Here is a 26,755-nt window from a genome sequence, read left to right as displayed (position 1 = left end):
TTAAAAGCCTATTTACAGGGCTTAACAAACATTTTAGTTAACATTTACTTAACCATTTTCAAAACACTCATTTTTTGGGTGTTTTTTTAGTTTGATTACTCACGTCTTTTACCCTTGAAAAAACCGTTTTCAACAAAAAATAAATGTTTTGTTTTGAGTGCATATTTTACACATTTTACATTTCATCTATTCAATTTTAATTTTATTGAAAATATCTCGAATATCAAAATCCAAACTACATTGGTTTAAAAATATCGGACGTTCTCCAGTATTATTTTTGCAAAAAGTTTTAATGTAATATTCGGTAGCTATTATAACCTCATCTTTTGTCATCTCAAATAATGAAACTACATTTAATGCTTTGCATACTATCTGGGTGGCTTGTTCAGAATTTATATCTTTTAGCTTTATAAACTCCAGCAATTCAGCATAATTAGTGATGTGAATTTCCATTAATACTTTGCTTCAAGTTCAGGATTAATACCAGTGCCCAGATTTATTATTACTGGATTAAATTTGTTTTCGTTTCCGATGGTTAATTCTGTCGCCTTCAAAGTAGGAACTACAAATTTTGCTAATTCTAAAAGTATCCTTATCCTGTCTTTAGGTTCTAATAAATCAATATCACTTTGGATTTTATCGAAATTATTTTCAATCAATAAAGTAAATTTTTCTCTTAACTCTAAGGTAGTTTTATTTAATGTTCCCGAGGTACGCCCGCCTGTTTTTATGCCTGTTGCCATTTGTCTAAATTTATCTATTATAGATAAAACAAATGTAATAAATTATTTTAATAGTTATTAATTATAGTTTATATTTGTTGAGGTTTACCACTTGCCTGTGGTTGGCTATTTGAACAAAAAAAAAGAGCAACTGTTTGGTTGCTCTTTAATATTTAAAAGATTTTTCTGTTTACCAACCATCTTTTGTTTGCGAATTAACCGCTGATTGAATCGATAACATAGTTGCTTTCATATCAGCAACAATTGTAGAATTTATTCCATCATACATTGGTTTAGTATTTGCTTTATACGTTTCTCTTTTCTCTTTACCAATGAATCCCATTTTTAAAGTTGTTTCTAAAGAATCATTTATACTTGTTATTACTGCAACTGGTGTACCATTAAGATTTATACAATCAAAACCATTCTTTGTTAATGATGGTGTCATATAAACTGCAACTGCTTGGTCATATTCTATTTCAAGAATTCTATAATTAACTCTATACTTGTTTTCCTTAACATTAATTTCAATTAGATGATTGAATTTCATTACGTTAATTTCTGGTATTGATTTCATATTAGGGTATAATATTTTTGCACCATTATTATAATTAATTTGATTGATACCTTTTACAACTATATTACCCGCTTCAGCATCTAATAATTGTGTTACTGATTTACCACTATTATAATTGATACTAATCCATTTATTTATAGCCGAAAAGATTTCAGCTTTGGTTTTACTTGGTACTTCAAATACACCTGTTAAACTTTTTGGATATGCAAATAAATCCTGCAGTATTAGTTAAGCAACATTTTTAAAATTTTTCGATTCTTTTTTATAATTTAAAATTAAGGTTTTTATTCTTAACTTTTTATGCGGGTAAAGTTAGCAAGTCCATTGGTGATTTTTTATTGGTTTCATTTTGTAAAATAAATTACATTTAAATGCGTTAATTTAATATCTAACTAAAAAATAGTACCTTTATAGTGCAATTTTATTCTTTACCCGAGTTCTTAACAAGCCCAATACCCTGCAATCTATTTTTATGAAAAAATTAATTTTTCTTGCATTATTATTAAGTTCCTTAACTGGCTGGAGTCAGAGTCCAATTGCCTACGATTTTTTTGACCAAGCTTTAAAAAAAGCAGAAACAGGCAATCTAAAAGGCGCTATTGCTGATTATACTAAAGCCATACGAGCTGATCCATTGTTTGCTGAAGCCTACTTAAACAGAGCCCTTTTGAAACAAAAATCAGGCGATATAAAAGGGGCGTTAGATGATGTCAATAAAACCATCATCATTGAACCTAAAAAAGGAGATGCTTATACCACCAGGGCTGACATCAATTACAAGGCTAAAAATTATACGGGAGCCATTGAAGATTGTACGATATCTATCACGTTAAATCCTAAAGACTACATTGCCTATAATCTTAGAGGGTTATCTAATATTCACATTCAAAATAAAAAAAATGCGTGCGCTGATTTCACCAAAGCCATTAAATTAGGAAGCCAAAGTGCCGTTAAAAATAAAAAAATGTTTTGCAAATAATATTCTTGAAATAGGCATAAAAAAAGCGTCTCGATTACAACATCAAGACGCTTTTTTTTATAGATATAACTCTGTTTATTTCATGAACTGCTATAGCGGCTTCAATTGTTCTAAATCAATGTTCGATTGTTGCAATACGCTCATCATAATCATTACGCTGGTTGGGTTCCTCTTATTTTCTGCCTTTAGTTGCTTTTTTTAAGTCATCACCTCCTGGAATTCGCATCTTATCGGTAAGAACTGAAATTTCATTCAAATCAAAATTTCCTGTCAATGACATCAGCACTGTATCCTCATTTTTAGCTCCTTCAATAAACATCAGCAATTCTCTAATTTGAGAATCTGAAGTTCCTGATTTTACCAGAATTTTTATATTCCTTCCGTTTTCATTCACGCGCATCAACTCTTCTAATCCCGCTGTTTTGATGTACTTCTCTGCAGCAGCTTTCATTTCTCCCTCTGCTCTGGTACTTTTTGTAGTAAAAACTTTTAGGTTGTCCAATTTTTTTATCAAACTCAGGTACTGTTGCGTTTCTTTATCAGAAGCATCTACTTTGACCTTACTCATCAAGTCGAACATTTTTTTATTGACTATAATGGACGTAACATCATCTTGTCCGTCAAATTTGTCAAAGACTGCTTGCGCAAAAAATGGACTCGAAATAACTAGAAATACTAAAGTGATCAGACACTTTTTGCTAAAACTCCTATTGATACTTTTTTGAATGGTTGCTTTCATTTTATTTAATTATTTTATTGTTAGTATTCTTAGTTTGATTTTTAGGATCTTTTCCACTCTTTTTTAGCGCTTACAAAAACCCTGTTTTTAACGGTTTGATATTCTTCAATGTATTGTACACTTTTTATGCCAATATTCACATTCTTGGATAATAATGACAATGCTTTTTGAGTGGCCCTAAAAGCGGCTTCAGGATCTTCATAGGTTCCTAAATTTGTATTTTCTTTTGTAGCATCCAAATCAAAAAGGACATACGTTGCTATTCCCATCAAAACAACAACTGAAGCTGCAATAGAAACCCAGCCTAAATTCCCTTTTTTATTCTTGTTTTTAGCCATAACAACTTCAAATACTGGAGTTTTATTCATATTCTGCTGCTCTTTTGCAACAGCAAAACAGTCAAATAATGAAGCATACTGTTGTAAATGCGAAGCAACATCCTGAGACGAAAAATAATCCCGTAACTCTTTTTCTTGGGCTAAAGTGGCCGCTCCCTGAAAGTATTTTTCTAATAAACCCTCGACTTTATTTGATTCCATAATTGTGTATTTGTATCATAAATTCTTTAATCGTTTTTCGTGCCCGGGAAAGTGACACCCGGATTGCGTACTCTTTCATATCCATTAAAAATCAAACGAGTTATACTATTAAGATGAATCCTATTTATTTTTGCAACAAAAAAACATAAAATAAAACTAAAGTTAGTATTTTTACGTTAATAAAGTATTAAAATACAATTATGAGAACAGTTTTCAAATTTACACTTTTATTTTTCATAGCTACTTTCACTTTACAAAGCTGTCAGGACAATGATGACGTGACACCACCTGCAAGTCTGGAGATTCAGGATTTTATTTGGAAAGGAATGAATCTGTACTATTTGTGGCAAGCTGATGTTCCAAATTTAGCCGATAACCGATTCGCGGATCAAACTGCACTAAACTCTTTTTTAAGAGAATATCCGGTGCCTGAGGATTTATTTGATGCGTTGCGGGTTACTCCTTCTACGGATCGATTTAGTTGGATAGTAAGCGATTATTTAGAACTTGAAGGAACGCTTCAGGGCACTACTAAAAACAATGGTGTCGATTTTGGTTTAAGTTATAAACCGGGTAGTACAACTGAAATATTTGGTAACGTTCGCTATATTATTGCAAACTCAGACGCCTCCAGTAAAGCTATAAAACGTGGTGATTTTTTTACTGCCGTAAATGGTACACAGCTGACTTTAAGCAATTATGAATCGTTACTTTTTGGTTCAAACGAAAATTACACACTAAATCTTGCTGATTATAACGGAACTACAATTGTCAGCAACGGTAAATCAGTGGCATTGACAAAAACAGTCCTATCCGAAAATCCAATTTTAATCAATAAAGTAATCACCTCCGGCTCTCACAAAATAGGCTATTTGATGTACAATGGCTTTTATGCTAATTTTGACACTCAATTAAACGATGCTTTTGCATCTCTAAAATCACAAGTAGTTACGGACTTGGTTTTAGATTTACGTTACAATGGCGGTGGTTCTGTACAAACGGCTACACGATTGGCAAGTATGATAACAGGACAATTTAAAGGAAAAGTCTTTGCTAAACAACAATGGAATGCAAAAATTAATGCTTATTTCGAGGCTGAAAATCCCGAAGCATTATTCAATTATTTTACCGATAAAATAGGAAGCACAGCCATCAATAGTTTAGGATTGACTAAAATTTATATTTTAACTACGAAAAGCTCTGCATCAGCAAGCGAGTTAGTAATCAACGGGCTAGAACCTCACATTCAAGTTATACAAATTGGGGATGTTACAGTAGGAAAAAACGTAGGATCCGTAACGCTTTATGACTCCCCGACTTTTGGAGCTCAAAGCAGGAATCCCAATCACAGATATGCCATGCAGCCAATCGTGTTAAAAATTGTCAATTCAGTGGGTTTTGGGGATTACTTCAGTGGGTTACAACCTGATTTTCTACAAAAAGAAACATTGATCACTCTGGGAATCCTTGGCGATTCTGCAGAACCGTTATTAAGTACAGCCATTCGCAAAATTACTGGAACTGGTCGCGTATTGCGACAAAGTCCCGGACAAGATTTTGAGTTTTTCACGGATGCCAAATCAATAAAAGGAATCCAAAACCAAATGTACATTGAGAAAGCACCAGAAGGTCTTTTGAGAGCTTTGGAATAGAATAAAGTTACACAATAATTCTTATTTTTATAAGTTACAATTGAATAACAAATTAAACAAAACCACATGAAAAAAGCAATTCCGTTATTTCTAACTCTTGCCACCGTCGTCTCTTTTGCATTTGTAATTCCGAATACTGTCCCATCTAAACAAATAAATGTTGTTATTGATGCCGGACATGGTGGATCTGATTTTGGAGCAACTTCCAGTAGTGCTACTGAAAAACAAATTGTAGCGCAAATCACAGACAAAATCAAATTTTTGAACAAAAATGAGAAAGTGACCATACACCTTACAAGAATTGGAGACCAATTTATTTCTTTGAGTGACCGTTCTGCGTTGATCAACAAGATCAAACCTGATTTAGTTTTGTCACTTCATGTCAATCAAAATTTAAATCTATCAAAATCAGGAATGGAATTTTATATTGCCACAGAATCAATTGCGAATGAAAGGTCAAATGAGATTGCGGTGAAACTTCGCAACAAATTTATCCGCAATACTACTATAAAATCATCAGAAATAAAGAAAGCTCCCTTCTACATTTTAAAAAAATCAGAAGTCCCGGCTGTACTTGTTGAATTGGGTTATATGTCTAACCTTGGTGACCGAGACTATTTAACCAATGATGTGGAACAAAATAAAATTGCAGCAACTATCGTAGCATTCATTTCAGAATTGAAGTAACAATACCTTATAACCTAAAAAGAGGCTTTCATCACTGAAAGCCTCTTTTTTTTATGGAATAATGCAATGGTATTACATTTTGATATTCAAACCTACTTTGAAATTTCGTCCTCTGGTACTAAACCCTCTTGTTTCAACAAAATCCTTATCTAAAATATTATCTGCTGCTGCAAAAATATTCATTCGATTTTTGATCAACTCATACCGTACATTCATGTTGATCAGCTGGTAATCTTTCAGTATTTCAGAATTCAATACTGGATCAAAAGTGGGTGCCGGATATGTTGTATACTCAAAATAACGATCCGAAACAAATTGATATGTTGCATTAAAAGCCAAACGAGGCGTTGCTTGCAGATCAACTGCGGCGTTCGCTTTGTGTTTTGGATTCAGCACTCGTGATTGTTTTTCTAATTCTGTAAACGCATAATTGGCATTCAAATTTATTTTAGCCGTCAAAGCATACGAAATCATGGTCTCAAAACCTTTGGCTTTATTTAGACCCGCAACATTAAAATACTTGTAAGACACTAAATCAAACCCAATCGCATTTTCTTCCTCTCTTTGAAAAACCAAAGCATTCAGAACCAATTTTTTATCAATCATCGTTGTTTCAAAACCCAATTCAAATGTTTTATCTTTCTCTGAGGATAAATTCAAATCACCATAAGGAGAATACAATTGATACAAGCTAGGGGCTACAAAAGCCGTACTGTAAGAAGCTAGTAGTTTCAAGGGTAAATTAGGAAATGAAAAAGAAGGATTTACATTGTAAACTAAATTATTTCCGTATTTACTGTGCATGTTATAACGAGCTCCCAAATTCAGGTTTAACCCAAATTCAGAGCTGTAAACCGCCGTCACATAGGGATCAATCATATTAAATTTGGCCAATTCATTTGCAATGGCCTCATACGGACTTTCATTAGACATTTCATGAAATTGAAATTGAGCACCTGTTACCAGGAACAATTCAGGTGAAATTTCATATTTATTAAACGCATCTGCATTGACGCTTCTGGATTTATAATCCAACATTGTTCCATAATTAAAAATGGATCTTGTAATTAAATTAGCACTTGAATTGATTACAAATTCTCCTTTTTTATATTTGTATTTTGGTGAAAACCCAACTCTAAATTGTTCAGAGGCACTGCCGTTTTCATCGTTATCCGCAAAAGATCCTGCATCAAAATCGCTTTTTATTTTATCGTAGTTTGCAAAGAAATCCAAATCTAATTTAGCTGTTGGCTTGAAACCAATTTTCACCACTGAGTTCACTCTGGAAAAACGATCAGCTTCAAATAAAACAGCGTCATTAGGTGATTTTGCCTCAGAAATTCCCGTGGTTTCGGTACTGTTTAAGGAAGCATAATAATTAATTTTTTCAGCACTTCCGTTCAAAGCAATCCCTTGGCTGTAGTCATTTATGCTATAATTTTCCTGATTGGCAATCGTTTGGGTGCCCACATTAAGGTATGCATTTGCTGCAATCGCTTTTTTAGAGGCTTTTTTCAACGTAATATTAATAACTCCGGCAGCGGCACCTGATCCGTATAAAGTACTTGAAGCGCCTTTCATCACCTCAATACTTTCTATTTGTTCAACGGGCAGCAAGCGCAAATCATACGATAAGCTAATTCCAGAAGCATCGGTAACCGGAACGCCATCAATAAGAATTAGCACTTGATGATTTCGTCCCCCACGAATGTAAACCCCTAAATCCTTTCCATTCCGGCTTTGGTTTCCGTTGATTTCAATTCCGGCTACTGAACTCAAAATGGTAGCTACAGTTTGCCCTTGTCTTCTCTTTAAATCTTCGGCTGTAATTTTTACGATTACTTTTCCGGACTTTTCTTTTGGCAAAGCAAATTTAGAATCGGAAATTACGACCTCATCCAATTGATTTGTGGATGCAATGGTGTCTTTTTGTTGTGCGAAAGCACACGAAGTCATCAGCACGCAGAGCGCACTAATACGAACGATTTTCTTGTTCATTTTGAAACATTTAATAGCAGTTTTATGGTACTGCCACATGACTATAAATGGGAGAAAAGCATAGAATTACCCATACCCAAACCTTTTTTCCCGAAAGTTTGATACTCGATGTAACAGGCAGGTCTCCTGGCTCGCGTCTTGTTGTTTACCTTCCCATTCGCAAAGACGAACAGTGGTTTTGTAGATAACAACAAGCTTTATAGCTTACAGTTGCGGGTACAGCCCAGGATTTTTGATTCTTGATTTAGGATTCTTGATTTAGGATGTAAACTCTCTAATCTGAATACTGAAATCTGTAATCGCTTACCTGATTCCCTTTTAATGCTGGTATGAAAAACAAAACAGCAACCTCATTACGGTGGCAAAGATAAAATTATATTACGTTATTATCCTACACTATTCTCAATTTTATACTTCAATTTTAATCACCGCTCCAAAGTTCACTTTATTTTGAAACGCATCTCGTAGTGGCAACTTTGTAATTTTACACAAAATACTTCGAATCACTCCGGCATGGGTCACGATCACAATAGGTTTAATGGTCTTTTTAGGAAGTCCATTATCTAAAAAATCGCTAACTCTATCATGGAGGTCTGTAAAAGACTCCCCGTTTGGCACACGAACATGAACAAAATCATTCATCCAAGGAGTAAAATCGATAACCGGAACGCTATCCCAATTTTTTAATTCCCAATCACCAAAATTCATTTCCATTAACCGGGAGTCCATTTGTATTTTTGTTGATGATAGGAAGTTTGCCAACTCCACGCACCGATTCAACGGACTAGAGTACACGATACTTTCAGCAGGAATTTGTGCTTTTATGGCTTCAAATTGTTGTTCATAAGGTTCCAACAATGCCACATCAGCTTGTCCGTAGCAAATTCCTTTTTCACAAACGGTTTCGGTATGGCGTACTAAATAAACTTCCATAAAGCAATACAAGATAAGTAGAATATAATTTCACAAACTTGCTGTGTTGCACCAAGACAGTCCCCCGTATAGCCATCTAACCATTTTTGAAAATAACGAGCCAGAAAAAAGCGGGTGATAAAAACCGGCACTAACACCAACAGCATTTGCCAATGAAAAAAAGACAAAACAATAAGCGGTAACAACCCAAAAAAGAACGCCCCAATCACCTCACGCCAGGAATAACTTTGTGCAATGGGCTTGCTTTTACTCGAGGCATCTTCACGGGAATACTGATGCGTAAAAACAATAGAAATGGCTGCCAGACGACTCACGGAATGTGCTGCAACAAAAAGCAATAAATTCTGTAATGAAGAAGTAGTAAGTACCTCCGAAACAGCCTGAAACTTCAATAAAAACAGCAGTACCAAACCTATGGCACCATAAGCTCCAATGGCACTGTCTTTCATTATCACCAAGATTTTTTCTTTGGTCCAACCCCCACCAAAACCATCACAAACATCAGCAAAACCATCTTCATGAAAAGCACCGGTAGTAAGGATTCCAGCAATCATCGAGAGAACAATCGCTATTTCAGGGGTAAAAACACCAACCGATACATCATAGACTAAAAAACTAATAGTACCTACAATCCAACCAATTAAAGGAAAATAACGAGATGCCTTGTTTAAATAATCCGGGTTATGATCGATGTTTTTAGGACAGGGAATTCGGGTGTAAAACATCAATGCGGTAAAAAATATGTGTAGTTCTTTTTTCATGTGAATGCAATCTGGATTTTATGTCGTTTTTAGTGCTCTATTTATGAATTTGGACTGAAAAAATTATTATTTTGTACTCACACCGGCACTGTCAAAACTGGCCATTTCATTCAAAAAAGCAACTGCCGATTGAATAATTGGAAAAGCCACCGCACAACCCGTTCCTTCGCCCAAGCGCAAGTCAAGTTGGAGCAGGGCTTTTACACCTAAATAATCCAATAATTTAGCATGCGCCTGTTCTGCAGAACAATGACAGAAAACAGCATTTTTTAGAATCAGTGGATTTTTTTTATAGGCAATCAAAAAAGCCACACTGCAAATAAATCCATCTACGAGAAGCAGCATTTTATTTTGATACGCTGTGAGCATTCCAGAAGCCATTTGCATAATTTCAAAGCCACCAAAATGAGCTAACTGAGCCTCTAATGCTGAGGAGCCTTGATAATCATCTATAGCTTTTTTGAGTAAGCGGTGTTTTTGAAGTAGTCTTTCATCGCTAACTCCCGTTCCTTTTCCGATACAGTCTTCAATTGCAATTCCAGTAATTACACTCATCAAAACTGAAGCAGTTGATGTATTCCCAATACCCATTTCTCCAAAACCAATACAATTACTTCCCGTTTTGGCAATAGCAGTAACAATTTCATTCCCCTTGGTATAACAGTGCTGCAATTCGGTAAGACTCATTGCAGGACCCTGCAGAAACGACTGGGTTCCTTTGGCAATTTTGGCCGAAATCAAAGTACTCGTCATCGAAAAATCATAATTTACTCCTGCATCAACTATGGCTAATTTGATGGAATTTTGTTTACAAAACACATTTATTGCAGCTCCACCGTCCAGAAAATTAGCCACCATCTGTCTGGTAACATCTTGTGGATAAGCGCTAACACCGTGGGCAGCAATTCCGTGATCTGCAGCAAAAACAACAAGTGTAGGTTCTAAAATTTTTGGTTCCAATGTTTGAAAAACTTCGCCAATTTGTTTGGCTAAAACTTCCAAAACACCCAATGAACCTGTTGGCTTGGTCTTCTGATCGATTTTATACTGCAGTGCTTCAGATAAATGGATTGTATCTAGAATGGCAGTCTTAAATTCCGGCACCGAAATTTTATCTTTTTGATGCACTTTCGTAATTTCTTCGACAGATGGACTTTCTGATTTTTGTTTCCAATTCAATTGCTGTAACATGGGTTGGTTGTCGTAATCAGTAGCTGGTTTTCCCACACAGAAATACCCTAAAGGCTCCATGTTTTCCCCCAAACCCAATAATTCCTTGAACTGACTATAATTCAAAATAGAAACCCAGCCCATGGAATACCCTTGTTCGGTTAGGGAAAGCCAAATATTTTGCGCAGCACAAACCGCACTAAATTTGATGGCTTCATTACTTCCCACGGTGCCGATGGTAAAATTATTCAAAACCGAACAATCATAACAAATCACCAATCCAAGCGGTGCTTCCTCTATTGCCTCTAATTTTAAAGCTTGATACTGCGTTTTTTGTGCTGCCGTGTCAGTTTGATTCGCTGCTTTTTTATCAAAATCCAAAAATAAATTTTTTATGGCTTTTTTTATGACATCTGATTTAATGAGGTAATATTTTGTAGCATCCGTCAATCCAACAGAAGGAGCATAATGACCGGCCTGCAATGCTTTTTCAATAACAGATTCAGGGACTGGTTCCGAGGTAAAATGACGGGTATCTCGGCGCGATTTTATAATTTCATCTAAGTTTTTCATCTTGAAATACGATGTTTTTGAGTACTTTTAAAGTTTGGACAAACAGTGATTCAATAGCCACCTGCATTTTTTAGGCTTGCTGCTTCAAAACAGACAACGGCAATCCGTGTGAGCGGGAAACTTTCCCGTTTTCATTCATCATATTGAGTAATCCCTTTGGAATAAAACCGTTTTGACTAGCTTTCATCACAGCATAACAGCTGTCTTTTCCTCCGCTCCAAGAACTTACAAAATTCATCTTTTATTGTTTTATGGTAACCGGAATTCCAGAAATCATCAAAATCACCTTATCCGCATTTTTAGCTAAATATTGATTCATCCAACCTTGTAATTCGGTAAATTTTCTGCCAATTTGAGTTTCAGCATGTACGCCCATGCCTATCTCATTAGTGATAATAATAACGGTTGTATTTTCCTGATTGGCCACTTGTTCAAATTCGGCTTTGGCTTGTTCCAAACATAAAGCGACATCATTTTTAGTGTCTACAAAAAAATTAGTCAACCAAAGGGTCACACAATCAATCACGGCTACTTTACCGGAAAAATCGATCTCGCTCCACTGTTTTTCTTTTTCGATATTTATCCAGCGCTCGTCACGTTCTTGTTGGTGACGATCAATTCGCTTTTGAAAATCACCATCCCATTTTCTGGCGGTTGCCACATACATGGGTCTGGCCGAAAGTTCCATTGCCAGATCCTGTGCATACCTGCTTTTTCCCGAGCGTTCTCCACCTGTTATCAAATATATCATGCTACTTTTTTTTAAATCCATAGGGACAATGGCGGCAACCATTAGTACAACAATGTCCTCTTTTTAAATGAAACCAAGCCTTAAAAACGTAATTGCCTTGTGCAATATAATAATCGATTCCTTCGATTAGCTGATCCGTTTTAGGCAAAGTTGCTGCTTTATTTCCTTTAGCCGTTTCCGGGGTTATTGTGCCCACATACTCCTCAATTTTAATCGAACAAGCCGTAGCAAAACAGCTGGGACAAAGGCAATCCACACCATCTAAAGGAGAAAAAACAGGAGGAAAATCAGCACACCAACAGCTATTACCTTGAAAATCGCCCCCGCAGTTAAAAGGTTTTGTACAACTGGAGCAGTTTTTAATCTTTAGGCTATCCATTTGTCAAAGATAGTATTTGTTGAAATTTTTACTATAAAAATTAAACAATAAATTTTATAAATGGCCTACCTTTGCCAGTATTGAAAATGGAATCATGAAAATTTATCTTTATAAAATCCTTTTTGCGGTGGCACTTTTATCATTCGTCAGTTGCAAAAAAAACGAAAACCCTGCAACACTAAAAATAAGTAACGCTAACAACGAAATTGAATATGCAAGTGGTCTGGCTATTTACAAATATCAAGGGTACTCGCTGGTAAAAGTGAGTAACCCATGGCCAAATGCTGCTACAGACTTCACTTACATCTTAAAAGAAAAAGGAGCTGTTATTCCCGATACTTTACAAAAAAACCTCATAATTCAAGTGCCGTTAGAAACGATTGTGGTTACCTCAACAACCAATATTCCTTTCCTGGAAATGATTGGTGCCGAAAACAAATTAGTTGGTTTTCCGCATACTGATTACGTATCTTCTGAAAAAACCCGTCGTTTAATTGACAAGGGTTCCGTCAAAAATGTGGGGCAAAATGAAAAGCTAAACATGGAACAACTCATCGATATCGCTCCTGACCTGATTGTCACTTTTGGCATCGACAATAACAACCCGATGATTGAAAACTTACAAAAAAGCGGATTGAAAATCATGATTCAAGGCGACTGGATGGAACAATCTCCTCTTGGAAAAGCAGAATGGCTCAAACTTTATGGCGCTCTTTTTGGCAAAGAAAAAGAAGCTAAAATACTTTTTGACCAGATTACAAAAGACTACAAGGAAGCGGTACAATTAGTTGCAGACAAACAGCCTGAATCTACTGTATTGTATGGCTCAATGTATCAAGATCAATGGTTTGTTGCCAAGGGAAACAGCTGGGTGGCACAATTCATGAAAGATGCAAAAGCAACGTATCTCTGGGCAAATCTGGAAGGAACAGGAAGCCAGGCACTTTCTTTTGAACAGGTATTGTATAAAGCAAAAAATGCGACTCACTGGATTGCTTCCGGGTCATTTAAAAACCTGTCAGAATTAGAAAAAAGCAATCCCCATTACAGTCAGTTTAACGCTTTTTCTACCAAAAATATTTATACTTTCGAAAGCAAATTAGGAGCAACAGGAGGAACCATTTATTATGAAACAGGACCGAGCAGACCGGATTTGATTTTAAAAGACTACATCAAAATGTTCCACCCTGAATTGCTTCCAAATTACACTTTTACTTTTGCACAAAAACTGAACTAAGTTGGCCAATAAAAACCGAAATATCCTTTTATTTTCCGCTCTTGCTTTAGGGCTTCTTTTCTTGTTTTTTCTGAACATCAGTTTGGGTTCGATACGAATTCCTTTTCGGGAGGTGTACACGAGTTTAACCGGTGGTCAGTCCAGCAGATCAACTTGGGAATACATTATCATCAACTACCGCTTACCTAAGGCTATCACTGCAGTTTTAGTGGGAATGGGACTTTCGATCAGCGGATTATTAATGCAAACCCTTTTTAGAAACCCGCTGGCTGGTCCCTATGTTTTAGGGTTGAGTTCAGGAGCGAGTCTGGGAGTTGCCTTTGTAATTTTGGGTGCGGGATTATTACCTCCATTTCTAAGTGGTATTTTACTGTCGTCTTACGGAGTAGTCCTTGCCTCAACCCTTGGAAGTTCTATCGTTCTACTTGCCATTTTAGTAATTTCCAGACGCTTGCGGGACACGATGACCATACTGATTGTAGGCTTGATGTTTGGTAGTTTTACAAGTGCTGTGGTGGGCGTACTGACCTATTTTAGCTCGGCAGAACAATTGCAAAAATTCACTTTCTGGTCTATGGGATCTTTAGGGAACCTTTCTTGGTCCTCGATTTTGATTTTGACAGTGTGCGTAGTTATAGGATTATTATTAAGCCTATTCAGCGTAAAACCACTTAATGCCTTGCTTTTAGGAGAGAATTATGCCCAAAGTATGGGACTGAATTTCAAAAGAACACGATTGATTATCATTATTGCAACGAGTATTTTGGCGGGAAGCATTACTGCGTATGCTGGACCTATTGCTTTCATTGGTTTAGCCGTACCACATATAGCAAAATTACTGTTTCAAACCAGCAACCATTCTATATTGTACTGGAGCACCCTCCTTTTAGGAGCAGCAATAATGCTCATTTGCGATGCAATTTCCCAAATGCCAGGTACGAATATCACATTGCCAATAAATGCCATCACTTCCTTACTAGGAGCGCCTATAGTTATCTGGCTGATTGTCCGAAAACGAAAAATGATGGGATAATATTAAAAATTGCGTGCCTATATTTATATTTGTTTTTAAAATCGATATGATCGACGTTTAAATTTTCCAAAAAAAGAAAAATGAGTACCACTAAGAACATCCTTTCAACAAACAATTTGAGCATTGGTTACAAAACTAAAAGTGCGGCTATTTGTATTGCCGAAAACCTCAACTTAAACTTAGATAAAGGAAAACTCATTACCTTAATAGGCGCTAACGGAATTGGAAAATCTACACTTTTACGAACCATAACCGGAATTCAGAAACCCCTTTCAGGAACTGCTTTGCTGAATAACAAAAATATTCAAGAGCTGGATACGTTAACCTTGGCACAAAATTTAAGCATCGTTTTAACTGAAAAATTACCGCCCAGTAATTTGACCGTTTGGGAACTCATCGCTTTAGGAAGGCAACCGTACACCAATTGGATTGGAAAATTAACCGACACTGATATTGCTAAAATTAACCAAGCAATTGCACTCACACAAATTGGTCATTTGGTCTCAAAAAAACATTACGAAATCAGTGACGGACAGTTACAAATCGTTCTGATCGCAAGGGCTTTAGCACAAGACACACCGTTAATCATTCTGGATGAACCCACAACTCATTTAGATTTATTACACAAAGTGGTGTTGTTTAAACTCCTAAAAAAACTTACAGCGGAAACTCAAAAATGCATTCTTTTTTCTACACATGATATTGATATGGCCATACAATTAAGTGATGAAATGATCATTATGACTCCGGAAACCGTCGTTCAGGACCAACCTTGTAATTTGATTATGAAAGGAACTTTCAATACGCTGTTCAAAGATGAGCATATTGTTTTTGATGCTGAAAAAGGAAAGTTTATTATTTCTTAAATCTGCAATCCTATTTGTCTTTTTGCTTCGCCAATGACAAAAGCCACGGAATTAGCAATATTGAAACTCCGGATCAGCGGTGCCATAGGAATTGTCAGATGATTGGGGAATTCGTTTAAAACAGCTTCACTCAACCCTTTGCTTTCTTTGCCAAAAACCAACCAGTCACCCTCTTGAAAATCATTTTCTAAATACGATTTTTTAGAATGGGAACTCATCAGAAAAACGCGGGACAAATCCGGAATCTGCACTTTCCATTCGGCTATATTTTGATATTCGGTAACGTCAAGATGCACCCAATAATCGAGTCCAGAACGCTTTAGATTTTTATCATTGATCACAAAACCAAAAGGATGAATTAGATGCAACCGGCTTTCGGTTCCTACGCACAATCGGCCAATATTTCCGGTATTATTTGGTATTTCGGGTTCTACTAAAACGATATTTAACATTGTAACTATTGTATTTTTTATTGTTATTTTTCATTTGAATGGACTGCAAAATCAGACACTTCCACAACTTCTCCCGCCTGTAAATCATGTAAAAAAACATTTCCTATCCGCACTCGAACCAATCGCAAGGTAGGAAACCCAACCGCTGCGGTCATTTTTCGTACTTGGCGAAACTTTCCTTCATTGACAGTAATTGAAGCCCAAGAAGTTGGACCATGGCGTTCGTCCCGTATTTTTTTCCCTCTGGCACCAAAAGCGGGAACTTCATTTATCAAAAAAGCAGTACACGGTTTAGTGATGTATTTAGTGCCATTAAAACCAATTTCGACTCCTTTTTGCAATTGCTGAATGGCATCCTGATTAATAATACCATCAACTTGTACATAATATTCCTTGTCGACTTTTTTGCTTCTAATGATTTCGCTCATCATTCCGTCCGTGGTCAGCAACAATAACCCTTCTGAATCTTCGTCAAGACGTCCTATTGCCATCGTTCCTTTGGGAAAATCGTACAATTCACCCAGCAGTTTCTTTTTTCTTTTGAGCTCATAAATAAACTGGCTCAGATAGCCGTATGGTTTGTGTATGATAAAGTGCGAATGAGACATGTTATACTTTCTGTTTTGGCACAAAGATAGCTTAGTTTTTAATGGGTTTAAAAAAGTAAAACCGAAAACATTTATTGGTGTAAACTAAATATTTTATTAACGAATAGAATTACTTTGGATAAATGATGAACTGTTACAGCAAGTTGCTATCTTAACTTTAAAAATACAGATTGCAGAAAAACAACTGCTTTAGGTTTGAAAAAGCCGACTAACAGATGAAGTATGCAGTAGTAGTTAAAATCCACCCAAAAATATAAATTCTGAAGTATAGCTTTAGAAATCGAAGGAAATATAAAACTGGATAAAATAAGAATTCATCGTATTGAAAAAAAGCGAACAATTGGGTTTTACTGAAGCTCTTTTCTTTTATAATAAATTCCTTTAAAAACAATCTGAAGTACGAATTTATAATATTCTGTTAACGTAAGAAATGTTATTTTTGACTCCTAATTCAATCGTAAACCTATGAAAAACAAGTACCATTTGTGCCATATCCTGGCTTTTTTAAGTTTTTTTTATTGCTTTACGGCCTCTATTTTTGCCCAAGGAACTGCGCCAGCTCCTCAAGATTTACTTTTTTTACAGGATTTTTCAACTTTAGATGCAGCCTCTGCTACATATCCCGCCGGATTTAAGGGCTGGACAGCCAGTACAGCACCGGGAAGTACATTTAATACCGCAGCTGCAGTTGTTGCAGACAAACCATTAGTGGCCAGTAGTACCGCTGCAACAACGAGCGGGAATTTCCATAATTACAATGGAAAAATTGGTTTTCTAAATACCGGTTCATTGGATTTAACTTTAGGATTTGCTTTCAAAACACTTGGTAAATCTAGAATTACCGTAGAATATGATGCCATGGTGATTCGTAATCCCTATAACGGAACTTCTAATACGCGGATCAACGAGTTCGTCCTGCAATACAGAGTGGGCACCGCTGATGCTTTTATTACTTTATCTCCAACGGTGTATTCGAGCGGTACAACAGGACAAACTTCAGGAACAATAGGGCAAAACATTCAAAAAATAAAAGTTGTACTGCCAATAGAATGCGACAATAAAGACGTAGTTCAGATCCGATGGATTTCAAGACAAGTTTCAGGCGGTGGTTCCCGTCCCTCATTTGCCATTGATGACATTAGTGTGATAAATGATGTTACAGCTCCTGTAAATGCCGTGGGATATCCAAAAATAAGCAGCATTCTTTCTGATGGATTTGATTTTTCGACTAAACTAGACGAGCCCGGAAAAACCTATTTTGTGCTATTGCCTTCAGGAAGTGCAACCCCAAGCGGTGCACAAATAAAAGCAGGAACAAATGCGACCAATGCACCCGCTTTACAATCCGGTATCCTGGAAATTAAGGACGCCGCGATTGAGTCTGTAAAAACCATAACGGGATTATCGTTAGGCACTGATTATGTTTTATATTCTATATCTGAAGATGCAACTGGTAATACTCAAACTGAAAGCAATCTATTAAACATAACAACTTCCAGCGTTCTTGTTCCCTCTTTGTCGACTACTAAAGCTGCATTAGATTTTAATTTTGTGGAGCAAAATTTCAGTTCAACGGCAATAAACTACCAGATTGAAGCGCTTAATCTTACTGGAGCAGTAACCCTGACAACATCCGGAAACTTTACCATTTCTAAAAATCAAAGTACTGGTTTTCAAACGGCATTGGTTTTTGCTTCCCAAGATTTCAATAACAATACAACACCTACAGTTTATGTACGATTTACACCTACTACAACTGGTCTTTTTTCAGGTCAAATCACTCATGAATCTACTGGCGCTTCTACAAAGACGGTGTCTTTATCAGGAACAGGAATAAATCCTTATTTTCAAAATTTTAATGATGTAAATGTACTTACAAACAGTGGTTGGACAGAATATAGTGTGGCAGGAGGCAAGAGTAAATGGGTGAGCACAACTACCCGTTTCAACAGTTCTCCTGCTGCTGTACAAATGAATGGATATTCAGAAACAGGGGCCAGTAAAGATTGGTTAATTTCTCCTAATTTACGTTTGGACACTTTTGATAAATTCCCATTATTGTCTTTTTATTCGCGTAAATTTTTCGCTGGAACACCGCTTAAATTAATGGTCTCAGTAGATTATGATGGCAAAAGCACCCCGGAAACAGCCACTTGGACGGTTCTTGAAGGCGATTTTCCAAGTACTACAGGAACTTTCAAACAATCGCAATATATCAATCTCGAGGCCTATAAAACCAATCATACTTATGTGGCCTGGGTATATGAGGCTGCAACTTCCGGCGGTACGGATAGCGCCGAATGGACTGTTGATGATGTGAAAATATCTAATGAAGCGTCATTTTTAGCTTCAAATCCTAATTTTAATTTTGGAGAAGTAGCACCAAATACCGCATCAACAAGCCAGTCGTTTGTTTTCATGGCTGGTGGTTATAGCGATATCACTGTTACAGCTCCTGCTGATTACCAGTTGTCTGTTGACAACAGTAATTTTCAATCCAGTGTAGCGGTTTCAGCTGCTGACGGAGTTGCTGGGAAAATAATTTATGCACGTTTTTTCCCTTCCTCAAAAGCATTGAGTATTTCAGGTCGTTTGACCGCTGTTGGAACCGGGTTAAATCAAGAAATTGGATCTTTATCAGGATCCTCATTACCTAAAACAGAAACATTTGACATCGTAACGTACAACGTAGAGTTTTTTGGAAGCAATGTAATCGGTGCAACAGGAACTGAATTTGGTCCAACTGATGATGCGCTACAAATTGAAAATGTGGCAAAAGTCATGAATACGTTGAATGCTGATGTTTATGCCCTACAAGAGATTTCTGATGATGCGGCTTTAGAGACATTAATCCAAAAAATAAGTGTCAACGGAAAAACTTTTGCCAAAGTGATTTCTCCTGCTTGGTCCTATTCTTTCAATGCGCCTACACCTGACTTCCCTGCTCAAAAATTAGTGGTTCTTTACAATACTCAAACAAGCTCAGTAAAAAAGAGTCGAGTACTGTTCAGCAAACTTTTTGATGATATTCGTGCAGGAAATGCAACTTTACCCAATTACCCGGGCGGAAATAGTGCTAGTTTTTATTCCTCTGGTCGCTTACCGCAAATGGTTGAAATTGAAACTAATATTGGCGGTGTAAAAAAAGACATAAAAATCATTAACATTCACGCCAGAGCAAATAGTGGCAGCGATATCGCAAGATACAATATGAGGAAATATGACGCTGAATTGTTGAAAGACAGTTTAGATGTCAATTATCCAGAGGCCAATTTAATCCTCTTAGGAGATTATAACGATGATGTCGACGAATCTGTAATTGCAGGTAACCCATCCTCGTACCAAAAAATGGTTGAGGATACGGCCCGTTACAACCCTTTGACTTTAGAAATCAGCAAAGCGGGAGCTTTCAGCTACCTGTCTTCTGGAGGTTTCTTAGACCATATTATCATTTCAAATGAATTAATGGCAGAGTATGTGCCAAATTCAACAACAGTTTACGACCCGAGACTGGATGTGGCTAATTATGTCAACACCACCTCTGATCATGGGCCGGTCATTGCGCGTTTCCAACTTAAAACGAATACCACCTTATCAACTAATGATTTGATTTCGACTACTAAATCAACAGTAGTTACGTATCCAAATCCTGCTTCAGAATCCTTTACTATCGTAATTAATTCCGGAAACACAAAAGACCTGAAGCTAACTATTTATGATATTCAAGGAAGATCGGTGGGAGTTCCAATTGAATTAAAAGGTTTTAACAGCGATAACACAACAAGAATTGATGTGGCTCATTTACCGGTAGGAATTTATATTTATACCCTTTCCAATGGTACTAAAGTAGTTTTCAAAGATAAATTAGTAAAAAAGTAAACGACTAATTTCAGTATTCAAAAAAGCCAGATTTCATTTTTGAAATCTGGCTTTTTTATCTAATATGTTTTTAAAACTCCGCCTGTTTGAGTCATCAAAATTAATAACTTTCTATAAAAAAACTTGCATTAGTATTTTGATTTCCGAAAGAAAATCAGGAAACTTTTGTTTATTTTTACAACGTTTCAAAAAGAAATTCTATGTCAGATATGTTTCCGTTTTTATTGATTTTTATTGTTGCGCTCGCGATTGGTGTTTTCATTGGCAAGCTCATTTTCTCTGCTCGATTTCAATCGGAAAAAATTAGTTTAGAAGAAAAACTGATTGCATTTTCCACCCAATTCAATCAACTGAAAGAACAACTAATTGTAGACAAAATAACTTTTGAAAAGCAACTGGAAAACACCCATTCCCAAAAAGAAAGCATCAGGAACGAAAAAGACAGTTTAGCCATTCAGCTTTCAAAAAAAGAAGTTGATTTTGAGAATCTTTGGGAACGCAACAAAGAACAAAAAGAAGAAGTGGAAAAACTACAAGAAAAATTCACCAAGGAATTTGAGAATCTTGCCAATAAAATATTAGAAGAAAAGTCCAATAAATTCACGGAACAGAACAAGGAAAACATGAAAAATATCCTGACACCATTACAGGATAAAATTCAATTGTTTGAAAAAAAAGTTGAAGACACCCACAAAGAAAGTATTGATTATCATGCGGCATTACGCCAACAAATTCTGGGCTTACGCGAAATGAATATCCAGATGAGCAGGGAAACTATTAATCTAACTAAGGCTTTGAAAGGAGACAGTAAGATGCAGGGAAATTGGGGCGAATTAGTATTAGAACGCGTTCTTGAAAAATCAGGTTTGGAGAAAGGCCGTGAATATGAGGTGCAACAAGCCTTTACAACCGAAGATGGAAATCGTGTTTTTCCTGATGTTGTGATCAATCTGCCGGAGGGTAAAAAAATGATAGTTGACTCTAAAGTTTCTTTGACGGCGTATGAAAAATATATCAATGAAGAAGATGATCTACTGAAAATTGCCTATCTAAAAGAGCATGTCAGTTCCATCAAACGCCACGTAGAGCAACTTGGCAATAAGAACTACCATGATTTGTACCAAATAGAAAGTCCTGATTTTGTGTTGTTATTTATTCCTATTGAACCTGCTTTTGCCATGGCACTCAATGAGGATACGTCTTTATACAACAAAGCGTTCGAGAAAAACATTGTCATTGTTACTCCAGCAACTCTTCTGGCTACCCTGCGAACAATTGACAGCATGTGGACCAATCAAAAACAACAGGAAAACGCACTCGAAATTGCACGTCAAGCTGGTGCATTGTATGATAAATTTGAAGGTTTTGTGGCAGACCTAATCAAAATTGGAAAAAAAATAGACGAGAGCAAAATAGAATACAGCGGTGCGATGAATAAACTTGTAGAAGGAAAAGGAAATCTGATTGTGAGTGTCGAAAAATTAAAAAAAATGGGCGCTAAAGCGAAAAAAGCACTTCCCGAAAGCATTATAAACCGAGCCGAAAAAAACGAAAATTAACTTTAAACTAAATCCTAATGAAAAAATTCATACTAATCCTTTCTGTACTGCTTGTAGTAACTGTTGCGGGTTATTTCACTTTTATATACTATGCTACGTACAGTGAAGGAGTTCGCTCCGGCGAATTAATAAAAGTGAGTCGCAAGGGAGTTGTATTCAAAACTTGGGAGGGCGAAATTAGTCAAGGCATTTCTGGTGCGCAAATTTTTTCTTTTTCGGTAATGGATAGTGAGGAAAAAGTAATTACGGATTTAAAGAAATTTGAAGGACAATACGTCCAAGTAACTTATATGGAACGTTATAGAACATATCCATGGTGGGGCGATTCACACTATTTTATTACTAATGTCAAGAAAGTTAATTCTCCCTTTAAAATCAAATAAATGAACAGCATTTTTAAAACAGTAGCATCATCTGACATTAGTATTTCAGAATTGATGTTACCCTCAAACACTAATTTCAGTGGCAAGATTCATGGTGGGTATATCTTATCCCTAATGGATCAAATTGCTTTTGCCTGTGCTTCAAAATTTTCAGGAAATTACTGCGTAACGGCATCGGTAGATACGGTTAACTTTCTTAAACCTATTGAAGTGGGTGAATTGGTAACCATGAAAGCCAACGTGAATTATGTAGGGAAAAGCTCTATGATTATTGGCATTCGGGTAGAAGCCGAAAACATTCAAATCGGAAAAATTAAACATTGTAATTCCTCCTATTTCACAATGGTTGCCAAAGATAAGGAAGGCAACAGTACCCTTGTTCCCAGATTGATCCTCACGAATCTCAATGAAGTACGCCATTTTTATAATTGCATCAAACTAATAGCGTTAAAAGAAGAAAAAAATCTCCATAAAGAAGCGTTTGATTACCGTTCAGAAAAAGCACTAGAAAATATAAAAAAATATAATGTTCGGGTAGAATTATAATGTTGCAAACACTTATTATCAAAAAGACCAGCTGTTCTTTTGGATAATAAACCTCTAATTTCTTATTAAAAAAGAACAGATAAATTAACTTATCCAGTTGTTATTTCAAGCAAACAATAATTTTATATTTGCTGCTTATTTTGTAACTTTAAGTAATTTAATTCATAAATCATTATGAAAAAAATTATACAAATAATGCTGCTCTTTACTGTAATAGCAACCACTGCTCAAGAAAAAATGGTATCCTATTCCGGAATCATTAATTTTGAGGCTTCAATCCCATTATTTGAAGAAGTGAACGCAATCAACGAGAAAACAACCTGTATTTTAATCACTAAGACAGGTCAGATCATTTGTTGGATTAGCATCAAAGATTTTAAGTTCAAAAAAAAAAATGATGCAAGAACATTTTAACAATAATTATATGGAGAGCAACCGTTTTCCAACAGCCATTTTTAAGGGAAAAATTGCGAAATTCGATTTAAAAAACATAAATACTACTGTAGGAGAATATCAAATAAATGGAAAAATAACAATTCGTGGAAGAACTAAAAGGCTCCTTTTTAACGGAACCTTAAAAAAAGTAGATCAGGGAATTCAGCTATATGCCACATTTCCCCTAAATACGGATGATTTCAAGATTAAAATTCCGTTCATTGTTCGCAGCAAAATATCCAAAAATGTGAACACAAAAATCATTTGTGTCTTATATTAAATCTATTTTGTTAAACAATTTCTCAAAGCTCCTTCTAAATTTTTAAATTTAAATTTAAACCCAGTTTGAGTTATTTTATCCGAAGAAACCCTTCGTCCCGTTAGTACAATTACCGCCATTTTCCCCATCGCTAATTTCAATACAAAAGCAGGTACATTTGGCAACCATATTGAATATCCAAAAACACATGCCAAGGTTTTAGAAAAAACGGTGTTTGTAGTATTATCAGTAATCGCTGCATTATACGGCCCAGCCATATTGGGATTGACAATTGCCTGAAAGTAGATCGCACACAAATCATCGATATGAATCCAAGGCATGTACTGCTCTCCAGATCCCAATGCAGAACCTAACCGATACTTGAATAAAGGAGTGAGTTTCATTAAAAAACCATCATTTTTTCCTAACACTAATCCGGTGCGAATTTTTACGGTACGTATATTTAAATTTTCTATAAAATCTATGGAATCTTCCCATTTCTGGCAGGTATATCCTAGAAAATCATTCGCAGGAGCCATGGTTTCTGAACAAATTTCTTCGCCATTGACAGCACCATAAATGCCTACTGCCGAAGCGGAAATAAACGCTTCTACTTTTTTATCATGCTTTTTTAGAACCGTATAAAGCAACTGAACAGATTGCTCCCTGCTATCAATAATAGCCGCTTTTTGTTTGGCCGTCCAGCGTCTCTCCCCAATATTCTCGCCAGCTAAATGTACAATATAATCGGCGTTCAAAACTGCCGCTTCATCAATAGTGTGATTTGCTACATCCCACTTATAATAAAACACAGCTTCTGTATTACGCTTTTCACTTCTACTCAAAATGGAAACTGTATACCCTTTTGCGACCAACAAAGCAGTTAAATTTTTTCCGATAAATCCCGAACCTCCGCTTATTAAAACATTCTTTTTCATAATACTGTAAAGCTACTGATTTATATTGATACTAAAATTATATTAAATTTTGTTTAACTTTATTGATATATGTTTAAACATTTATTACCTTTATACTCTAATTTGAAACACCGTAAAAATGGCTACTAAAAAAACAACCGTAACAAAAGACAAAATAGTTTCGTTCTACATGAATTATGTTCTTGAACACAGCGAGAAACCAAAATCAGTATATCATTTTACAAAAATAAATGATTTTACAGAAACTGAATTTTATGCTTTTTTCGGTACAATTGAAAGTATTGAGAAAGAAATTTTTAAAATGTTTGTAGAAAAAACTACTGACTTACTGAACAAAAATAAGGAATACGAAATGTATGACATGAAAAGTAAAATGTTAAGTTTTTACTTTACATTTTTTGAGATCCTGACTGCTAACAGGAGTTACGTTGTTCTTGTATTAAAGGAGCACAACAATCAGTTGAAAAAACTAATGCAACTCTCTGGGCTCAGAAACAGTTTCAGAAATTATTTATCTGAAATAATCTCAGATGAATTTAGAACACAACAGGAAAAACTGCAAAACTTTCAAGAGAAATCCTTTCAGGAAGCATCCTGGATTCAACTTTTGTTAACGCTAAAGTTTTGGTTGGATGATGCCTCAGCTGCTTTTGAGAAAACAGACATTTACATTGAAAAATCTGTTAAAGTAACTTTTGAATTAATGAATATCGCACCGATAGACAGCTTAATCGACTTTGGAAAATTCATTTTCAAAGAAAAAATATACAACAAATAATGAAAACTATAGATTATATTCCAACATCAAAAATTGAAAGAGCAACTAAGCTGGTACAAACCGGTGCTAAAGTTGGCGTAAATTACCTAAAATATTACGGTGAAAAAATAGTCAATTCTGATTTGACCCGTGAAAAATTAAACGAGGACAATGCCGAGGATATTTACGACGGACTCAAAAGCCTTAAAGGAAGTGCGCTCAAAGTAGCACAAATGTTGAGTATGGATAAAAGTTTTTTGCCTCAGGCTTATGTAGAAAAATTTTCACTATCCCAATTTTCTGTTCCACCACTTTCAGCTCCGCTAGTACTGAAAACCTTCAAAACAAATTTTGGGAAAACACCTCATGAAATATTTGATGAATTCAATGCTACATCTAAAAATGCAGCAAGTATTGGGCAAGTGCATGTTGCCATGAAAGACGGTAAAAAACTAGCTGTAAAAATTCAATATCCCGGAGTGGCTAACAGCATCTCCTCTGACTTATCGATGGTGAAACCTATTGCCATCAGAATGTTTAACCTTCAAGGAAAAGATTCTGATAAATATTTTAAGGAAGTTGAGGACAAATTGATTGAGGAAACTAATTATATATTGGAATTAAAACAAAGTCAAGAAGTAGTTGACGCCTGCAAAAAAATAGAAAATCTGGTTTTTCCGGAATATTACCCTGACTTTTCAACAGACAAAATCATCACAATGGACTGGATGAATGGCAAACATCTCTCTGAATTTACAAAAACAAATACCAATCAGGAAGTAGCAGACAAAGTTGGTCAGGCTTTATGGAACTTTTATATGTACCAAATTCATATTTTAAGAAAAGTACACGCTGATCCACATCCTGGAAATTTCTTAGTCAACGATGCAAACCAATTAGTAGCATTAGATTTTGGTTGTATGAAACAAATTCCAACAGAATTTTACACCCCCTATTTTGAGCTGGTAAGTAAAGATGTAATTAACGATACTAAAATATTCAATTCAAAATTATTTGAATTAGAAATTTTACGTGCTGATGATTCTGATGCAGAAATAGCCTATTTCACAGAATTGTTTCATGATTTATTATCGTTGTTTACCAAACCTTTTCAAGAGAAAATATTCGATTTCTCGGATGAAAGTTTTTTTGAAAGTATCGCACAATTGGGGGAACGCTTTTCAAAAGACACTAATCTTCGAAAAATGAACGGGAATAGAGGTTCTAAACATTTTATTTACATGAACAGAACTTTTTTTGGCTTATACAATTTGATGTTTGATTTGAAAGCGAAAATAGTTGTCAATGAATTTGAAAAATACAAGTAGTGAAAAAAGAAAATC

The 26,755-nt window shown here is 35.7% G+C and carries 29 protein-coding genes, 1 pseudogene and 1 riboswitch; of the genes and pseudogenes, 14 read left to right on the top strand and 16 right to left on the bottom strand.

The window, feature by feature from the left end; all coding sequences use genetic code 11:
• Positions 1-186 precede the first annotated feature (186 nt).
• The 3 genes from EKM03_RS05000 to EKM03_RS04990 form a co-directional block, all read right to left on the bottom strand.
• On the bottom strand, positions 187-453 hold the full coding sequence (locus tag EKM03_RS05000) for a hypothetical protein (protein WP_126569245.1): 267 nt from the start codon (positions 451-453) through the stop codon (positions 187-189).
• Positions 453-743: a hypothetical protein gene (locus EKM03_RS04995; RefSeq protein WP_126739966.1), complete on the bottom strand. Its 291-nt coding sequence runs from the start codon at positions 741-743 to the stop codon at positions 453-455. The genes EKM03_RS05000 and EKM03_RS04995 overlap by 1 nt, the downstream gene beginning before the upstream one ends.
• 169 nt (positions 744-912) lie before the next feature.
• Positions 913-1,521, bottom strand: a complete 609-nt coding sequence (locus EKM03_RS04990; RefSeq protein ID WP_255416580.1) for a DUF4468 domain-containing protein — start codon at positions 1,519-1,521, stop codon at positions 913-915.
• Positions 1,522-1,771: 250 nt separating this feature from the next.
• On the opposite strand from EKM03_RS04990, the gene EKM03_RS04985 reads away from it, so the two are divergent.
• Positions 1,772-2,278 (top strand): tetratricopeptide repeat protein, encoded by a 507-nt coding sequence (locus EKM03_RS04985; RefSeq protein ID WP_126561761.1) that lies wholly within the window; start codon positions 1,772-1,774, stop codon positions 2,276-2,278.
• Positions 2,279-2,450: 172 nt separating this feature from the next.
• Here the strand turns inward: EKM03_RS04985 and EKM03_RS04975 are convergent, their stop codons facing one another.
• The 3 genes and pseudogenes from EKM03_RS04975 to EKM03_RS15205 form a co-directional block, all read right to left on the bottom strand.
• Positions 2,451-3,017 (bottom strand): DUF4252 domain-containing protein, encoded by a 567-nt coding sequence (locus EKM03_RS04975; protein WP_126460802.1) that lies wholly within the window; start codon positions 3,015-3,017, stop codon positions 2,451-2,453.
• Between the two features lie 41 nt (positions 3,018-3,058).
• A complete protein-coding gene (locus EKM03_RS04970) occupies positions 3,059-3,556 on the bottom strand; it encodes a hypothetical protein (protein WP_126739964.1) in 498 nt (165 codons plus the stop codon).
• Positions 3,543-3,644: pseudogene (locus tag EKM03_RS15205) on the bottom strand (RNA polymerase subunit sigma-70); the annotation flags it as partial. The pseudogene EKM03_RS15205 and the gene EKM03_RS04970, both read right to left, overlap by 14 nt.
• Positions 3,645-3,756: 112 nt before the next feature.
• Between EKM03_RS15205 and EKM03_RS04965 the strand changes: the two are divergent.
• Positions 3,757-5,208 carry a S41 family peptidase gene (locus EKM03_RS04965; RefSeq protein WP_126739963.1) on the top strand — a complete coding sequence of 484 codons (1,452 nt, stop codon included), beginning with the start codon at positions 3,757-3,759 and terminating at the stop codon, positions 5,206-5,208.
• A 66-nt stretch (positions 5,209-5,274) separates the two neighbouring features.
• On the top strand, positions 5,275-5,895 hold the full coding sequence (locus tag EKM03_RS04960) for an N-acetylmuramoyl-L-alanine amidase (protein ID WP_126739962.1): 621 nt from the start codon (positions 5,275-5,277) through the stop codon (positions 5,893-5,895).
• 72 nt (positions 5,896-5,967) lie between these two features.
• Here EKM03_RS04960 and EKM03_RS04955 read toward each other — a convergent pair whose 3' ends face one another.
• From EKM03_RS04955 to EKM03_RS04925, 7 genes are all read right to left on the bottom strand, one after another.
• A complete protein-coding gene (locus EKM03_RS04955; protein WP_233584062.1) occupies positions 5,968-7,893 on the bottom strand; it encodes a TonB-dependent siderophore receptor in 1,926 nt (641 codons plus the stop codon).
• Positions 7,894-7,991: 98 nt separating this feature from the next.
• Positions 7,992-8,261, bottom strand: a riboswitch (cobalamin riboswitch).
• 40 nt (positions 8,262-8,301) lie between these two features.
• Positions 8,302-8,826, bottom strand: coding sequence for an alpha-ribazole phosphatase (gene cobC, locus EKM03_RS04950; protein WP_126739961.1), 525 nt, complete (start codon positions 8,824-8,826; stop codon positions 8,302-8,304).
• A complete protein-coding gene (locus tag EKM03_RS04945) occupies positions 8,811-9,587 on the bottom strand; it encodes an adenosylcobinamide-GDP ribazoletransferase (RefSeq protein WP_126460787.1) in 777 nt (258 codons plus the stop codon). The genes cobC and EKM03_RS04945 overlap by 16 nt, the downstream gene beginning before the upstream one ends.
• Before the next feature lie 66 nt (positions 9,588-9,653).
• Positions 9,654-11,330: a nicotinate-nucleotide--dimethylbenzimidazole phosphoribosyltransferase gene (cobT, locus tag EKM03_RS04940; protein ID WP_126739960.1), complete on the bottom strand. Its 1,677-nt coding sequence runs from the start codon at positions 11,328-11,330 to the stop codon at positions 9,654-9,656.
• 70 nt (positions 11,331-11,400) lie between these two features.
• A complete protein-coding gene (locus EKM03_RS04935; protein ID WP_126460781.1) occupies positions 11,401-11,568 on the bottom strand; it encodes a hypothetical protein in 168 nt (55 codons plus the stop codon).
• 3 nt (positions 11,569-11,571) lie between these two features.
• Entirely contained in the window at positions 11,572-12,081 is a 510-nt protein-coding gene (locus EKM03_RS04930; RefSeq protein ID WP_126455584.1) for a bifunctional adenosylcobinamide kinase/adenosylcobinamide-phosphate guanylyltransferase, read from the bottom strand.
• A gap of 1 nt (position 12,082) precedes the next feature.
• On the bottom strand, positions 12,083-12,460 hold the full coding sequence (locus EKM03_RS04925) for a DUF5522 domain-containing protein (RefSeq protein WP_126739959.1): 378 nt from the start codon (positions 12,458-12,460) through the stop codon (positions 12,083-12,085).
• A 94-nt stretch (positions 12,461-12,554) separates the two neighbouring features.
• Between EKM03_RS04925 and EKM03_RS04920 the strand changes: the two genes are divergently transcribed.
• From EKM03_RS04920 to EKM03_RS04910, 3 genes are all read left to right on the top strand, one after another.
• Positions 12,555-13,697 (top strand): ABC transporter substrate-binding protein, encoded by a 1,143-nt coding sequence (locus EKM03_RS04920; RefSeq protein WP_126460778.1) that lies wholly within the window; start codon positions 12,555-12,557, stop codon positions 13,695-13,697.
• Between the two features lies 1 nt (position 13,698).
• Positions 13,699-14,730 (top strand): iron ABC transporter permease, encoded by a 1,032-nt coding sequence (locus EKM03_RS04915; protein ID WP_126460775.1) that lies wholly within the window; start codon positions 13,699-13,701, stop codon positions 14,728-14,730.
• An 80-nt stretch (positions 14,731-14,810) separates the two neighbouring features.
• Entirely contained in the window at positions 14,811-15,596 is a 786-nt protein-coding gene (locus EKM03_RS04910; protein ID WP_126455577.1) for an ABC transporter ATP-binding protein, read from the top strand.
• Here the strand turns inward: EKM03_RS04910 and EKM03_RS04905 are convergent.
• Positions 15,593-16,048, bottom strand: a complete 456-nt coding sequence (locus EKM03_RS04905) for a tRNA (cytidine(34)-2'-O)-methyltransferase (RefSeq protein ID WP_126455575.1) — start codon at positions 16,046-16,048, stop codon at positions 15,593-15,595. The genes EKM03_RS04910 and EKM03_RS04905 overlap by 4 nt on opposite strands.
• Before the next feature lie 23 nt (positions 16,049-16,071).
• Positions 16,072-16,656, bottom strand: coding sequence for a pseudouridine synthase (locus tag EKM03_RS04900; RefSeq protein ID WP_126455573.1), 585 nt, complete (start codon positions 16,654-16,656; stop codon positions 16,072-16,074).
• Between the two features lie 465 nt (positions 16,657-17,121).
• Here EKM03_RS04900 and EKM03_RS04895 point away from each other — a divergent pair, with 465 nt between their 5' ends.
• From EKM03_RS04895 to EKM03_RS15195, 6 genes are all read left to right on the top strand, one after another.
• Positions 17,122-20,535, top strand: coding sequence for a T9SS-dependent choice-of-anchor J family protein (locus tag EKM03_RS04895; protein WP_126739958.1), 3,414 nt, complete (start codon positions 17,122-17,124; stop codon positions 20,533-20,535).
• A 200-nt stretch (positions 20,536-20,735) separates the two neighbouring features.
• On the top strand, positions 20,736-22,094 hold the full coding sequence (gene rmuC, locus EKM03_RS04890) for a DNA recombination protein RmuC (protein ID WP_126739957.1): 1,359 nt from the start codon (positions 20,736-20,738) through the stop codon (positions 22,092-22,094).
• 17 nt (positions 22,095-22,111) lie between these two features.
• Entirely contained in the window at positions 22,112-22,477 is a 366-nt protein-coding gene (locus EKM03_RS04885; RefSeq protein WP_126460766.1) for a 6-phosphogluconate dehydrogenase, read from the top strand.
• On the top strand, positions 22,478-23,023 hold the full coding sequence (locus EKM03_RS04880; protein ID WP_126739956.1) for an acyl-CoA thioesterase: 546 nt from the start codon (positions 22,478-22,480) through the stop codon (positions 23,021-23,023).
• Between the two features lie 174 nt (positions 23,024-23,197).
• Positions 23,198-23,437 carry a hypothetical protein gene (locus EKM03_RS15200; RefSeq protein ID WP_233584061.1) on the top strand — a complete coding sequence of 80 codons (240 nt, stop codon included), beginning with the start codon at positions 23,198-23,200 and terminating at the stop codon, positions 23,435-23,437.
• A complete protein-coding gene (locus tag EKM03_RS15195; protein ID WP_233584060.1) occupies positions 23,418-23,738 on the top strand; it encodes a YceI family protein in 321 nt (106 codons plus the stop codon). Before EKM03_RS15200 ends, EKM03_RS15195 begins: the two co-directional genes overlap by 20 nt.
• A 2-nt stretch (positions 23,739-23,740) precedes the next feature.
• Here the strand turns inward: EKM03_RS15195 and EKM03_RS04870 are convergent, their stop codons facing one another.
• A complete protein-coding gene (locus EKM03_RS04870; RefSeq protein WP_126556081.1) occupies positions 23,741-24,655 on the bottom strand; it encodes a TIGR01777 family oxidoreductase in 915 nt (304 codons plus the stop codon).
• A 118-nt stretch (positions 24,656-24,773) separates the two neighbouring features.
• On the opposite strand from EKM03_RS04870, the gene EKM03_RS04865 reads away from it, so the two are divergent.
• Both EKM03_RS04865 and EKM03_RS04860 read left to right on the top strand, forming a co-directional pair.
• A complete protein-coding gene (locus EKM03_RS04865) occupies positions 24,774-25,433 on the top strand; it encodes a TetR family transcriptional regulator C-terminal domain-containing protein (RefSeq protein ID WP_126455559.1) in 660 nt (219 codons plus the stop codon).
• A complete protein-coding gene (locus EKM03_RS04860; protein ID WP_126576825.1) occupies positions 25,433-26,740 on the top strand; it encodes an AarF/ABC1/UbiB kinase family protein in 1,308 nt (435 codons plus the stop codon). Before EKM03_RS04865 ends, EKM03_RS04860 begins: the two co-directional genes overlap by 1 nt.
• Positions 26,741-26,755 lie beyond the last annotated feature (15 nt).

The sequence above is a fragment of the Flavobacterium sp. GSP6 genome (genome assembly GCF_003984855.1).
Lineage (GTDB): Bacteria > Bacteroidota > Bacteroidia > Flavobacteriales > Flavobacteriaceae > Flavobacterium.
The sequence above is the reverse complement of the archived record's forward strand: the minus strand, read 5'-3'. Positions and strand labels throughout refer to the sequence as shown.